This is a genomic window from Mesorhizobium sp. B1-1-8, from assembly GCF_006442795.2.
GTDB lineage: Bacteria > Pseudomonadota > Alphaproteobacteria > Rhizobiales > Rhizobiaceae > Mesorhizobium.
The window spans coordinates 709,296-721,470 of sequence record NZ_CP083956.1 but is presented as its reverse complement, the minus strand read 5'-3'; the positions used below and the strand labels follow the sequence as shown (position 1 = coordinate 721,470).

The 12,175-nt window shown below is 64.9% G+C and carries 14 protein-coding genes; 8 read left to right on the top strand and 6 right to left on the bottom strand.

Going from position 1 to position 12,175, the window contains the following annotated elements; genetic code table 11:
* The first annotated feature begins 114 nt into the window (after nt 1-114).
* Nucleotides 115-483: an NIPSNAP family protein gene (locus FJ974_RS03400; protein ID WP_140538880.1), complete on the top strand. Its 369-nt coding sequence runs from the start codon at nt 115-117 to the stop codon at nt 481-483.
* Nucleotides 480-824: an antibiotic biosynthesis monooxygenase family protein gene (locus FJ974_RS03395; RefSeq protein ID WP_140538879.1), complete on the top strand. Its 345-nt coding sequence runs from the start codon at nt 480-482 to the stop codon at nt 822-824. Before FJ974_RS03400 ends, FJ974_RS03395 begins: the two co-directional genes overlap by 4 nt.
* A 158-nt stretch (nt 825-982) precedes the next feature.
* On the opposite strand, the gene mbfA is transcribed toward FJ974_RS03395, so the two are convergent.
* Nucleotides 983-1,966 carry an iron exporter MbfA gene (mbfA, locus tag FJ974_RS03390; RefSeq protein ID WP_140538878.1) on the bottom strand — a complete coding sequence of 328 codons (984 nt, stop codon included), beginning with the start codon at nt 1,964-1,966 and terminating at the stop codon, nt 983-985.
* 171 nt (nt 1,967-2,137) lie between these two features.
* On the opposite strand from mbfA, the gene FJ974_RS03385 reads away from it, so the two are divergent.
* Both FJ974_RS03385 and FJ974_RS03380 read left to right on the top strand, forming a co-directional pair.
* A complete protein-coding gene (locus FJ974_RS03385) occupies nt 2,138-2,455 on the top strand; it encodes a hypothetical protein (RefSeq protein ID WP_140538877.1) in 318 nt (105 codons plus the stop codon).
* A gap of 281 nt (nt 2,456-2,736) precedes the next feature.
* The gene (locus tag FJ974_RS03380; RefSeq protein WP_140538876.1) at nt 2,737-3,714 is read left to right on the top strand and encodes a threonine/serine dehydratase; all 978 of its coding nucleotides are present in this window, start codon (nt 2,737-2,739) and stop codon (nt 3,712-3,714) included.
* Between the two features lie 117 nt (nt 3,715-3,831).
* Here the strand turns inward: FJ974_RS03380 and FJ974_RS03375 are convergent, their stop codons facing one another.
* A complete protein-coding gene (locus tag FJ974_RS03375; protein ID WP_140538875.1) occupies nt 3,832-4,719 on the bottom strand; it encodes a LysR family transcriptional regulator in 888 nt (295 codons plus the stop codon).
* Nucleotides 4,720-4,835: 116 nt separating this feature from the next.
* Here FJ974_RS03375 and FJ974_RS03370 point away from each other — a divergent pair, with 116 nt between their 5' ends.
* Both FJ974_RS03370 and FJ974_RS03365 read left to right on the top strand, forming a co-directional pair.
* The gene (locus FJ974_RS03370; protein WP_140538874.1) at nt 4,836-5,582 is read left to right on the top strand and encodes an SDR family NAD(P)-dependent oxidoreductase; all 747 of its coding nucleotides are present in this window, start codon (nt 4,836-4,838) and stop codon (nt 5,580-5,582) included.
* A 223-nt stretch (nt 5,583-5,805) separates the two neighbouring features.
* Nucleotides 5,806-6,723: an NADP-dependent oxidoreductase gene (locus FJ974_RS03365; RefSeq protein WP_140538908.1), complete on the top strand. Its 918-nt coding sequence runs from the start codon at nt 5,806-5,808 to the stop codon at nt 6,721-6,723.
* Nucleotides 6,724-6,836: 113 nt separating this feature from the next.
* On the opposite strand, the gene FJ974_RS03360 is transcribed toward FJ974_RS03365, so the two are convergent.
* From FJ974_RS03360 to FJ974_RS03345, 4 genes are read right to left on the bottom strand one after another with little or no spacing between them, the layout of a single operon-like run.
* The gene (locus FJ974_RS03360) at nt 6,837-7,973 is read right to left on the bottom strand and encodes an ABC transporter permease (protein ID WP_140538907.1); all 1,137 of its coding nucleotides are present in this window, start codon (nt 7,971-7,973) and stop codon (nt 6,837-6,839) included.
* A gap of 8 nt (nt 7,974-7,981) precedes the next feature.
* Entirely contained in the window at nt 7,982-8,902 is a 921-nt protein-coding gene (locus tag FJ974_RS03355) for an ABC transporter ATP-binding protein (RefSeq protein WP_140538873.1), read from the bottom strand.
* Nucleotides 8,899-9,876, bottom strand: coding sequence for an HlyD family secretion protein (locus tag FJ974_RS03350; protein ID WP_140538872.1), 978 nt, complete (start codon nt 9,874-9,876; stop codon nt 8,899-8,901). The genes FJ974_RS03355 and FJ974_RS03350 overlap by 4 nt, the downstream gene beginning before the upstream one ends.
* Nucleotides 9,873-10,580: a CerR family C-terminal domain-containing protein gene (locus FJ974_RS03345; RefSeq protein ID WP_140538906.1), complete on the bottom strand. Its 708-nt coding sequence runs from the start codon at nt 10,578-10,580 to the stop codon at nt 9,873-9,875. Before FJ974_RS03345 ends, FJ974_RS03350 begins: the two co-directional genes overlap by 4 nt.
* A gap of 91 nt (nt 10,581-10,671) precedes the next feature.
* Here FJ974_RS03345 and FJ974_RS03340 point away from each other — a divergent pair, with 91 nt between their 5' ends.
* Together FJ974_RS03340 and FJ974_RS03335 are read left to right on the top strand one after the other, a co-directional pair.
* Nucleotides 10,672-11,145: a CYTH domain-containing protein gene (locus FJ974_RS03340; protein ID WP_140538871.1), complete on the top strand. Its 474-nt coding sequence runs from the start codon at nt 10,672-10,674 to the stop codon at nt 11,143-11,145.
* Nucleotides 11,142-12,080, top strand: coding sequence for a CHAD domain-containing protein (locus tag FJ974_RS03335; protein ID WP_140538870.1), 939 nt, complete (start codon nt 11,142-11,144; stop codon nt 12,078-12,080). The genes FJ974_RS03340 and FJ974_RS03335 overlap by 4 nt, the downstream gene beginning before the upstream one ends.
* The last annotated feature ends 95 nt before the right edge of the window (nt 12,081-12,175 follow it).

Here is a 12,175-nt window from a genome sequence, read left to right as displayed (position 1 = left end):
CGACGACAGCGGCAAACGCTCCTGACACGAAATGCCTAGCACACTGACGCAAGCGATGTTTCGACCACGGTCGAACTGTCATCGCAGGACGCAACCCGACGAGGAGACCGACACATGACCATCACCTGTTTCATCCGCTACGAGATCGACCCGTTCGGCAAGGCGGCGTTCGAGCAATATGCGCGCGCCTGGGGCCAGGCCATTCCGCGCTGCGGCGCCGATCTGATCGGCTATTTCGCGCCGCATGAAGGCTCGGCCACCACCGCTTACGCCGCCTACAACATCGAAAGCCTTGCGGCCTATGAGGCCTACCGCACCCGGCTTGCCGCCGATGCCGCCGGCAAGGCAAACTACGAATTCGCGCGGCGCGAAAAGTTCATCCTGAAGGAAGACCGCGTCTTCCTGAAGCTGGTGTCGGGGCCGCATGGCCCGAGGCAGATCTTTCAGACCAATGTGACGGTGGAAGAGGGGACAAAGGCATGATTGCTGTCATTTTCGAGGTCGAGCCGGCTGAAGGGAAACGCGATGCCTATCTCGGCATCGCCGCCGAGCTTAAGCCCCTGCTCGACGGCATTGACGGCTTCATCTCGGTCGAGCGCTTCCAGAGCCTGGCCGATCCGAGCCGCATCCTGTCGCTGTCCTTTTGGCGCGACGAGGAAGCAGTGACGGCATGGCGCAACACCGAGGAGCACCGGCAGGCGCAAAAGGCCGGTCGCGGCGGAATCTTTGCCGGCTATCGTTTGCGCATCGCCCATGTCGTGCGCGACTACGGGCTCACCGAAAGGGCCGAGGCGCCGGCGGATAGCCGTGCGGTAAATGAGTGAAGCTCCACCTTCTCCCCTTGTGGGAGAAGGTGTCGCCGAAGGCGACGGATGAGGGGTGTTCCAGGGAACGCCGACGTCTCACTCTGGCACGCACCCCTCATCCGTCTCGGCGCTAACGCGCCGATCCACCTTCTCCCACAGGGGGAGAAGGAAGAGCGCTACGCATTCCCGATCAGCACGCCCGCCGCGAACACCAGCGCGCCGCCAAGCACCACCTGGAAGGCGGCGCGCCAGAACGGCGTCTGCATGTAGCGGTTCTGGATGAAGGCGATCGCCCACAGCTCGAAGAACACCACCACCGCGGCCACGGCTGTCGCCGTCCAGAAATACGGGATGAGATAGGGCAGCGCGTGGCCGAGCCCGCCCAACGTCGTCATGATGCCGACGGTGAGCCCGCGTTTTACCGGCGAGCCGCGGCCAGACAGCTTGCCGTCGTCGGAAGCGACTTCGGTAAAACCCATCGAAATGCCGGCGCCGATCGAGGCGGCGAGGCCGACAAGGAAGGTCTGGAACGTCTGGTGGGTGGCAAAGGCGGCGGCGAAGATCGGCGCCAGCGTCGACACCGATCCGTCCATCAATCCGGCCAGGCCCGGCTGCACATAGGTAAGGATGAACTGCCGCTGCTCGGCGCTCGCCTCTTCGGCCCTGACCTCGCCGGGGACGTGCTTCTGCTCCAGCTCATGCGCCGCGCTCTCATGGCCCTGCTCGGCGGCCGCCAGGTCGTTGAGCAGCTTCCTGGTCGAGGCGTCGGTGGTGCGCTTGGCCGCCTCGACATAGAAACGGTAGGCCTGCTGCTCCATCTCCTCGACCTGCCGGCGCACATGCTCGATGCCGAGCGGCCGCACCAGCCAGTCAGGCTTGCGCTCGTAATAGCCCCGCACATGCTCGCGGCGAATCAGCGGGATGCGCTCGCCGAAGCGCTTGCGGTGAAGCTCGATCAGTGAATCGCGATGGCCGTCCTCTTCCTCGGCCATGGCCTCGAATACCTTGGCCGATTGTGGGAAATCTTGTGCCAGCCCATCGGCATAGGCGCGGTAGATGCGCCCGTCATCTTCTTCGGACGAGATCGCTAGCGCCAGGATTTCCTGCTCCGTGAGCGAATCGAAGGAACGGCGGCCGAAGCCGAAAACACGGGAAAGCATGATGAAATCTCTCTAGTTTAGAATTATTCTAAACTAGGATTTCGAGCGCCGGGGGTCAATCGCGCTCGCCGTGGCGGACGCCGAAATCATCAATCCACTTGCCGCCCTTCATTATTGCCGAATGTTCACCTATATAGCGTTACGTTAAGCAAAAGAGAAAGGAAGCAAGGGATGACGGAACCTCCGCACACATTCGACGCGAAACCCGTTCTCGACCTTATCGCCAGCATCGAGGCCGATCTGCAGCGCCTCAAGGGTCTGGTCGAGCAGCAGGTGGAAAAGTTCGACCCTGCCAACCCGCACAACAAGACCTTAGACGGCAAGCTAACCGAGGAAGGTGTCGAGTGCTGCTACCGCATGTTCGATGAAGGCAAATCACGCTACTCGGTCGCCCAGCAGATGAAGATCTCGTTCGCCGCCGCCTCCCACCGCTTCAATACCTGGCGCAAGCTGGGCGGCAGCAAGCGCAAAAGGGCGTTGCTGGGGTGAGGTGAAGTCCGCGTAGCGGCCGAAACAGAGGCTAGAGCAATTCCAGGAAAAGTGTGACACGGTTTTCCGTCCGGAATTGCGTAAAGACAAACAGATAGAGTGTTTCGCCGTTTCTGTGAAACGGTGAAACGCTCTAGGAGCCATCGCCAACCGCCATCCTCGGCGCGGCTCTGTCGGGTCGGGCAGGATTCTCCAACTTTGTACCCGTCACATTTTTTCGTTGGCGCGCCGGGATAATTTCCGTGCACCATAGGTAACCAATCCCCCGCGAGGCCACGCCCATGACAACCCCGCCCGGCATCGCCGATATCCACGCCGCCGCCGCGCGGCTTTCCGGCCTGATCGTCGAAACGCCGCTGATCGAATCGGCAGAGCTCAACAGACGCTATGGCGGCCGCATCCTGTTCAAGCCCGAGACGCTGCAGCGCACCGGCTCCTTCAAGTTCCGCGGCGCTTACAACAAGCTCTCGTCGCTGAGCGAGGCAGAGCGCAGCCGCGGCGTCGTCGCCTATTCCTCCGGCAACCATGCGCAAGGGGTCGCGGCGTCGGCCGCGATGTTCGGCGTCAAGGCCGTCATCGTCATGCCCGCCGATGCGCCGGCCATCAAGATCGACAATGTCCGCAAGTTGGGCGCCGAGGTGGTGCCGTATGATCGCTTCCGCGAAGACCGCACCGTGGTGGTCCGGCCCTATGTCGAAAGCGGCATGGTGCTGGTGCCGCCCTATGACGATCCGGCCATCATCGCCGGCCAGGGCACGATCGGCCTTGAACTGGTCGCCCAGGCGAAGGCGCTTGGCGTCAGCCTCGACGCCGTCGTCATCCCGTGCGGCGGCGGCGGGTTGAGCAGCGGCATATCGATCGCGGTTAAGGATGCTTCGCCGGCCACGTCGGTCTGGATAGCCGAGCCCGAGCATTTCGACGACACCAGCCGCTCGCTGGCCAAGGGCGCCCGGGTCGCCAACGAGCCCGGCCACGCCTCGATCTGCGATGCGCTGCTGGTCGCCGAGCCGGGCATGATCACCTTCGAGATCAACCGCAGGAACCTCGCCGGCGGCATCGCCGTCTCCGAGGACGCGGTCCGACAGGCGATGCGCGACGCCATGGCCCATCTCAAGCTGGTGGTCGAGCCCGGCGGCTCGGTCGGCCTGGCGGCACTCGCATCGGGCAGGATCGACATTGCCGGCAAATGCGTCGCCGTCGTGCTCTCCGGCGGCAATGTCGATCTCGGCACCTATGCCGGGATCATGGCCGCTGCTTAAAGCATGTCTCCCGAAAGTGTGCAGCTGTTTCGGGACAAAGACATGCTTAGATCAAAGACGTAAAGCATGTCGCGTGAATTCTTTTTCACGCGATATGCTTTAGGGCTGGCGCGGCGCTCATTCGCTCGCCAGCGCCAGCTCCAGATAGTCGCTGAAGGCGCGCGCCTTTTGCGAAGGGCGCCGTCCGGCGGGAAAGACCACATAGGCCGTTATCGGCTCGAGCCGATAATCGGCCAGGACCTCGACGAGTGTGCCTGAAGCAAGCTCGCCCGCGCACATCCAAGTCGAGGCGATGCCGATGCCGAGGCAGGCGCTCGCACTGGCGACAACGCCGATGGCCGAACGGGTCTGCACGCGCGGATTGACCGGCTGAACCTCGGTCACGCCATCGCGTTGCGCCGTCCAGGTCTGGTCGCCCCAATCGCCAGGCCCACCGATGAGGTGGTGCTGGCCGAGGTCCGCGAGCCTTTTCGGCGTGCCGCGGCCGGCAAGGTAGGCAGGCGCGGCGACGAACAGGCGCCGGGTCGTGGCTAGCTTGCGTGTCACGAAGCTCGAATCCGGCTGGTTGCCGAGGCGAAGCGCCATGTCGGCGCCTTCGGCGATCAAATTCTCGTAGCGATCGGACATCATCAGGTCGATCCTGAGCAGCGGATGCCGTTCGAGGAAGGCGGGCAGCAACGGCACGATCTGCCCGACTCCAAAGGTCGTAGACAACGCCACGCGCAGCATGCCGGACAGCCGGTCCGCGCCGCGCGCGGCGTTCTCCGCCTCCTCGATGCCGGCTAGCGCCTCGCGGGCACGCGAAAGTAACGCTTCGCCGGCATCGGTTATCGACAGCTGGCGCGTTGTCCGGGTGAGCAGTTTGACGCCGAGCCGCTCTTCGAGCGCCGCGATCGTGCGCGAGATGGAAGGCTGCGACAGGCCGAACTCCCGTGCCACTTTCGAGAAATTGCCGGTCTCGACGGTGCGGACGAAGATCGCGAGTTGCTGCAGCCGGTCATTCATACGACAAACGTATATATCATATGAGATTTGCCAGGCTACTGCCTCCGCAACGCATGATTTATCTCCTGATCAACACGCCGATTGACGGCGCTTCGCAGAATTGAAGGAGAAAGACCATGGACGAGCTGAAAGACAAAGTGGCGATCGTCACCGGAGCCTCGAAGGGCATCGGCGCGGCAATCGCGCGCCAGTTGGCAAAGGCGGGCGCCGCAGTGGTGGTGAATTACGGTTCGAGCAGGGAAGACGCGGACAAGGTGGTCGGCGACATCCTGCGCGACAACGGCCGGGCCGTTGCGGTCCAGGCGGATGTCAGCAAGGGCGCCGACGTGAAGCGGCTCTTCGCCGAGACCAAGGCGGCCTTCGGCACGCCCAGCATCCTCGTCAACAATGCCGGCGTCTACCGCTTCGGGCCGTTGGAGGAAGTGACGGAAGCCGAGTTCCACCGGCAGTTCAACATCAATGTGCTGAGCACGATCCTGACGACCCAGGAAGCGGCAAGGTCTTTTGACGGCAATGGCGGCAGCGTCATCAATCTCAGCACGATTTCGAGCACCAATCCTGTGCCTAACTCGGTTGTCTATTCGGCCTCGAAGAGCGCGGTGGATACCATCACCAGGGCGCTTGCCAACGAACTGGCCACCCGCAAGATCCGCGTCAATGCGATCGCGCCGGGCATGACGGAAACCGAAGGGCTCGCGGCCGCCGGCATCGAGGGCGAAACGGCCAGGACCATCGGAGCGACCTTGCCGATGGGCCGAATCGGGTTGCCCGACGATATCGCCCGCGTCGCCGTCTTCCTCGCTTCCGACCAGTCCGCCTGGCTGACGGGTGAACGCATCACCGCTTCGGGCGGGCAGCGCTGATTTGCCAGCCTCAGTCGAAAAATCCGGCAGCAAGCGGACGGACGCCTGCTGCCGGATATGCCATTATCGTTTCCGGAACGCAGAGGAGAAATCTCATGCCCCAAGATTTTGATTTCCTGATCCTTGGCAGCTGCCAGAGCGGCAAGGCGTCATCGTGCGCGTCGCCAGATTGCCGATGAGCGCGGTGCTGCGCACCGAAGCGACAGACGAAAAGCAGGACTTCATGAAGGCAATTGTGGTGACGGACCAGGCTGCGGGAACGGCCGGGATGACGCTGGTGGAACGGCCCGAGCCGCAGGCAGCAATAAACGACGTCGTCGTTCAGGTTCATGCGTCGGGATTCGTCCCGACTGAGCTGGCGTGGCCCTCGACCTGGACCGATCGCCGCGACCGTGATCGAACACCGTCGATCCCCGGACACGAGCTGGCCGGAGTGGTCACCGCTCTCGGCTACGGCACGACCGGATTGTCGGTAGGACAGCGGGTGTTCGGCCTCGCCGACTGGTATCGCGACGGTACCCTGGCGCAGTATGTCGCCATGGAGGCGCGCAACCTGGCGCCACTGCCGGGCGACGTCGACTTCACGGTGGGCGCGAGCTTGCCGATCTCGGGCCTGACCGCGTGGCAGGGACTGTTCGAGCACGGCCGCCTTCGGGCGGGGCAGAGCGTCCTCGCGCACGGCGCAGCCGGCGCGGTCGGTTCGATGGTGACGCAACTCGCACGAGAGGCCGGTGCCTACGTCATCGGCAGCGGACGCGCCGCCGACCGTCAGACGGCGCTCGACTTCGGCGCCAATGAGTTCGTCGACCTCGACAACGACATCCTGGAAGACGCCGGCAAAGTCGATCTGGTGTTCGATGTCATCGGCGACGACGTCGGCAAGCGGTCCGCAGGCATGGTTCGGACCGGAGGAACGCTGGTGTCCGTCGTCGGGCCGGCCGAGGTGCGGCCCGCCGATGGCCTGGCCGTCGACTTCGTTGTCGAGTCCGATCGTGCCCAGCTGAGCGAGATCGTCCAGCGGGTGCGGGACGGGCGACTGCGGACGAACATCGGCAGCGTCTCGACCCTCGACGATGCCATCGCTGCCTTCAACCCGACCGAGCGACGCAAGGGCAAGACGATCATCCACGTGCGTCCCTGAGCACGAACGGTTCTGCCCTTCCTTGGACAGGGGTGCCGTTCTTCCTTGTCCGTTCCTGACCACGGCGAGGCTGTTCGAGCCGCTCTCGCTCGTCCGGCGGATGAGCTTTAGTTCTAATCCAGCGTCCGCCTGAACCGCACCAGCGCCACGCCGGCAAACAGCGCCACGAACACGACCAGCCAGCCGATCTCGGTCGCCACCGCTGGCAGCTCGGCGCCCTTCAGCATGACGGCGCGGGTGATGCGCAGGAAATGCGTCAGCGGGAAGATCTCGCCAAAAATCTGCGCCCAGCCGGGCATGCCGCGATAGGGGAACATGAAGCCCGACAGCATGATCGAGGGCAGGAAGAAGAAGAAGGTGAGCTGCAGCGCCTGCATCTGCGTGCGGGCAATCGTCGAGATCGAGTAGCCGAGCAGCACCAGTGCCAGCACGAAGATCAGCACGGCCGTCAGAAGCAGCGAGATCGAGCCCATGAAGGGAATGGCAAACAGCAGCTTCGACGCCGCCAGCACCACCAGCACCTGCACGGCGCCGACCGCCAGATAGGGCAGCACCTTGCCAAGCATGATCTCGAGCGGGCTGGACGGCATGGCGAGCAGGTTTTCCATCGTGCCGCGCTCGGTCTCGCGCGTCAGCGCGATCGACGTCATCATCACCATCGTCATCTGCAGGATGACGCCGAGCAGGCCGGGCACGATGTTGTATTGCGAGATGCCTTCGGGATTGTAGCGCCGGTGCACGACGACATCGAGCTGGCCGCGCGCCGCCTCGGCGGCAGCCTCCTGCATGCCCTGGGCTCTCAGCAGCGCCTGGCTGGCGACGGTGCCCAGCGTCGAGATGGCGCCGCTGGCCACCGCCGGATCGGTGGCGTCGGCCTCGATCAGGATCTGCGGCTTGTCGCCGCGCTCCACGCGGCGTCCGAAATCAGCCGGGATGGTGACGACGAAGGCGACGTCGCCGCGCGCCATCAGGAACTCGGCTTTCTCGGCGCTTTGCGCGACCTGGTCGAAGCGGTAATAGCCGGTCGTCTGCAGCGCCGAGACCATGGCGCGCGTGTAGGGATCGCTGCTGGTCGCCACCAGTGCCGCCGGCAGGCTCTTCGGGTCGTTGTTGATGGCGTAGCCGAACAGCACCAGCTGGATCAGCGGCACGCCCAGCATCATGGCGAAGGTGATGCGGTCGCGACGCATCTGGATGAACTCCTTGATCAGCAGCGCGCCGAGCCTGGCGAAGGAAAAAATGCTAGCTATCCCGTTTCTCATCCCATGTTGTCCTTCGAGCCGGACATGAACTGGATGAACACGTCCTCCAGGCTGGTTTGGCCCGGCGCCACCGTCACGCCCTTGTGCTCCTTCTCGACATCGGCCAGGGCCGCTTCCAATTTCTTCTTGTCGGAGCCCACGACATGCAGCGCCGCGCCGAACGGCGCCACCTGGTCGATGCCCGGCCGGCCCTGCAGCGCCTCCGCGACCTTGTCGAGGCGCGGCCCTTGCAGGACGAAAGTGGTCAGCCCGGCATTCTTCACCACCTCGGCGACGGTGCCGGTGGCCAGCATCTTGCCGTAGGAGATGTAGCTGATGCGGTGGCAGCGCTCGGCCTCGTCCATGTAATGGGTGGAGACCAGCACCGTCAGCCCGCCGCTGGCGAGGTGATGGATCTCGTCCCAGAACTCGCGCCGCGCCTTCGGGTCGACGCCGGCCGTCGGCTCGTCGAGCAGCAGCAGTTTCGGCTCGTGCATGATGCAGGCGGCCAGCGCCAGCCGTTGCTTCCAGCCGCCGGAAAGCGTGCCGGCCAGCTGGTTTCGGCGGCTCGTCAGGCCAAGGTCCCCAAGCGTGCGGGCCACATGCTCCTCGACCGGCTTCAGCTGATAGAGTCGCGCCACGAATTCGAGATTCTCGCCGATCGTCAGATCCTCGTAGAACGAGAATCTCTGCGTCATGTAGCCGACTTCGCGTTTGATCCTGAGCGAGTCGGTGCGGATGTCGTAGCCGAGCACCGTGCCTTCGCCCTCATCCGGCGTTAAGAGGCCGCACATGATGCGGATGGTCGTCGTCTTGCCCGAGCCGTTCGGCCCGAGGAAGCCGACGATCTCGCCCTCGGCCACCGTCATCGTCACATGGTCGACGACGGTCTTGTCGCCGAAGCGCTTGACCAGGTCATGGACGTCAATGACGTTCATTTCTGGAGGTCCGCCCCGAGGTCCGCCCCGAGGTCCGCCAAGTCGACATCGACGATCTGACCGGGCTGCAGCGGGCCGGCGCCGCCTTCCGGCCGCGCCTCGACCAGATAGACAAGCTTCTGCCGGTTCTCGAGCGAATAGATCACCGGCGGGGTGAATTCCGGATCGGGCGAGACGTAGCTGACGCGCGCTTTCACGTCCGCGCTGCAGCCGTCGCAATGGACGCTGAGCATGGTGCCGACCTTGACCGACGAGAAGGCGCTTTCGGGCACATAGACGCTGAGCTTGATGGCGCCATCGGGCAGCATGGAGAGCACCGGCGCGGTCGGCCCGGCGGTGTCGCCGGGATTGCGGATGACGTCGTTGACGCGACCGGGCGAGGGCGCCGCCAGCACGCGCTTCGACAGCCGCCATTGCGCCTGGTCGAGTTCCGACTTCGCCTGCTTGACCTGGTTGTCGGCGGCCTTGATCGTCTCGGCGCGCGCCGGCAGGCCGCCGACGGCGAGATTGGCTTCCGCCTGGCCGACCTGCGCGGTGGCGGTCTCCAGCGTCGCCGAGGCGGTGTCATAATCGGCCTGGGTGCCGGTGCCGCGCTTGTAGAGGTCGCTGGCCCGGTCATATTTGCGCTTGGCGTCGGCGGCCTGCGCCTTGGCCATATCGACGGCGGCCTTCAGCACAGCGATTTCTTCCGGCCGCTTGCCGACCTGCAGGTCGGCAAGCTGCGCCTGGGCCTGGGCAAGTGCCGCCTGCGCCTGCGCCACGGCGATCTTGGCGTCGGCGCTTTCCAGCGTCACCACCGGCGCGCCGGGCGCGACACGGTCGCCGCGCTTGACGGCGACCGTCTCGACCTGCGCCACCTCGATCGGCGCCAGCAGCACATATTCGCCCTCGACATAGCCGACGGCGAGCGGTGCCGCCGGCGCGCAGGCGCCGAACAACTGTGCGGCGAGCGGCAGCGAACACAGGAAACTCATGACTTGTCCTCCTTGCCGGCGGCTGCACCGCGTGCCGCCAGCATTGCTCTCAAATTGCCGGTCGCGACCGCCACCACCTTGGCCGCCTCCGCCTCGCCGATCTCGCGCCAGCCCATCCGGCGCATCACCGCCTCGCGGCCGATGCGGAAATAGACGACCTGGCCGATCAGCGTGAACACGGTAAGCCGCGTGGCTTCGCTTTCGGCCGGTTCGCCGGTCGCCTGCTCCCAGATCTGGCAAAGCCGGCGATGCGTCGGCTCGAACACGCCGGCATAGATGCGGTCGAGCGCCGCCGTCGGATGCGACAGCTCTCCGAGTACGAATTGTACGATCTCGCCTGCTTCGGGAGTCGCCACCACAAACGCCACCATCCGCTCCAGCGCGGTGGAAAGCAGCGCCCGCGCCGCTTCGGGGTTGTTCGGCGGTGCAGTCGCCTGCGGGGCGCCGAGCGCCTGTCCGGCGATTCCCTGGATGGTGTCGACAATGTAATCGGCGGCGGCGGCGCGCAGTCCTTCCTTGCCGCCGAAATGATAGGCGATAGAGCCGATATTGGCCTTGGCTTCGGCCGCGATCTCGCGCGTCGAGGTGCCGTCGAAGCCCTGCCGCCCGAACAGTTTCAGCGCGGCGCGCACCAGTGCAGCACGCGTCTGCTCGGCGGGCGAGGTGTCATGGCGCGATGTTTTGCTGTCCGGCACTTTGATCATGGTCGGCATTTTAATCAATCGATTGATTAAAGTCAATTTCGTTTCCTGCGCGGCTTGCCTTCTCATTTCCCGCACGCTTTAGTGCGCGGCCATGGGCAAGGAAGTCGAGCGCAAGTTTCTGGTCGCCGGCGCCGCCTGGCGCGATCTGGTGGAAGCGGAAATCCGCATTCGCCAGTTTTACCTTGCCGCCACACCGGGGCGCACGGTGCGCGTGCGCATCAGCAACGGCAGCTCCGCCGAGCTGACGCTCAAATTCGGCGCCAGCGAGCGTGAGCGCGACGAGTTCGAATATTCCATCCCTCTTGCCGAGGCCGAGGAGCTGACGGCGTTCGCGCTCGGACGTGTCATCGAGAAGACACGCCACCATGTTAGACACCGCGGCTATCTCTATGAAGTCGATGTATTCGGCGGAATGCTCGCGGGGCTGGTGGTCGCCGAGCTCGAGACGCCGGAGGACGTACCAGACGAAATGCTGCCTGATTGGCTCGGTCGCGAGGTCACCGGCCAATCGAGGTTCTACAACGCGTCGCTCGCCCTTGGGGGGATTCCGGAGATCGCCGCATGAGCTTTCGCATCGATCCGCGCCTGCCGCTGACCGGCGAGGTCAGACGTATCCTTGCCGACGAAATCGGCAGGGCGCTCAGTCATCTTGAACTGGCGCGCGAGAAGCCGGAGCAGGGGCTGCACAAATGCCGCAAGCGGCTGAAGAGCGTGCGCGCCTTGCTGCGCCTGGTTCGTTCCGGGGACGAACCGTTCTGCCAGACCGAAAACGAATGCTACAAGCAGGTGTCGGCGCTGCTTGCCGGCCCGCGCGAGGCGACCGCGCTGATCGAGACCATTGATCGCCTCGCCGAGGCTTTTCCGGAGCAGAGCGCCGGCGGCGGCCTCGACCCCGTCCGCGACCGGCTGGTGCTGCGCCAGCATGAGCTTCATGCCGGCGCCGGCCTCGACGCCGCCATCAACGCGGCCGTCGCCGCCTGTCAGGAAGGCCTTGAGCGGATCGGCAGGCTGGCCCTGCCCGATCAGCCCGAGCAGGCCGCCGACATCCTGGCCGAAGGCGCCCGCGCCACCTTGCGGCGCGCCAGGAAGGGGCTGGACAAGGCCGGTTCGCGCGGCGCCGCCGACGATTTCCATGACCTGCGCAAGGCGGCCAAGACGCACTCCATGCATCTGTCGCTGCTCGGCCGTTTGTGGCCGACGCCGATCAAGGGTCGCCGTAAAGCCGTCGACAAGCTGGGCGACCAGCTCGGCGACCTTCACGACGTCTTCGTCATGCGCGGCCTGCTCGACGCCGATGGCGAGCCGCTTGGTCCGCCCGAAGAGACCAGGCTTCTGCGCAAGCTTTTGAAGCGCTCGGAAAAGAGCCTCAGCAAGGCCTGTCTGGCCGACGCCGCCGAACTGTTCGGCGACAGCCCGAAGCGTTCGACGAAGAAGCTTGCGCGCAAGGCACGCGGCGATCTCGCCGGCCAGCCGGAAGAGGTAGGCGCGGCCGCCAGCTGACTTGGAGCGAATATCTGGCCTCTCCGAGGGACTGTGTCAGGCAATAGACTCTACCATCGCATGTCCAACCCCTGCCCTCCCGCAGGGTGAGGGAG

Coding starts and splice junctions, on each gene's coding strand:
- FJ974_RS03400 (WP_140538880.1), top strand. CDS start 115: ATGACCATCACCTGTTTCATCCGCTACGAGATCGACCCGTTCGGCAAG.
- FJ974_RS03395 (WP_140538879.1), top strand. CDS start 480: ATGATTGCTGTCATTTTCGAGGTCGAGCCGGCTGAAGGGAAACGCGAT.
- mbfA (WP_140538878.1), bottom strand. CDS start 1,966: ATGCTTTCCCGTGTTTTCGGCTTCGGCCGCCGTTCCTTCGATTCGCTC.
- FJ974_RS03385 (WP_140538877.1), top strand. CDS start 2,138: ATGACGGAACCTCCGCACACATTCGACGCGAAACCCGTTCTCGACCTT.
- FJ974_RS03380 (WP_140538876.1), top strand. CDS start 2,737: ATGACAACCCCGCCCGGCATCGCCGATATCCACGCCGCCGCCGCGCGG.
- FJ974_RS03375 (WP_140538875.1), bottom strand. CDS start 4,719: ATGAATGACCGGCTGCAGCAACTCGCGATCTTCGTCCGCACCGTCGAG.
- FJ974_RS03370 (WP_140538874.1), top strand. CDS start 4,836: ATGGACGAGCTGAAAGACAAAGTGGCGATCGTCACCGGAGCCTCGAAG.
- FJ974_RS03365 (WP_140538908.1), top strand. CDS start 5,806: ATGAAGGCAATTGTGGTGACGGACCAGGCTGCGGGAACGGCCGGGATG.
- FJ974_RS03355 (WP_140538873.1), bottom strand. CDS start 8,902: ATGAACGTCATTGACGTCCATGACCTGGTCAAGCGCTTCGGCGACAAG.
- FJ974_RS03350 (WP_140538872.1), bottom strand. CDS start 9,876: ATGAGTTTCCTGTGTTCGCTGCCGCTCGCCGCACAGTTGTTCGGCGCC.
- FJ974_RS03345 (WP_140538906.1), bottom strand. CDS start 10,580: ATGATCAAAGTGCCGGACAGCAAAACATCGCGCCATGACACCTCGCCC.
- FJ974_RS03340 (WP_140538871.1), top strand. CDS start 10,672: ATGGGCAAGGAAGTCGAGCGCAAGTTTCTGGTCGCCGGCGCCGCCTGG.
- FJ974_RS03335 (WP_140538870.1), top strand. CDS start 11,142: ATGAGCTTTCGCATCGATCCGCGCCTGCCGCTGACCGGCGAGGTCAGA.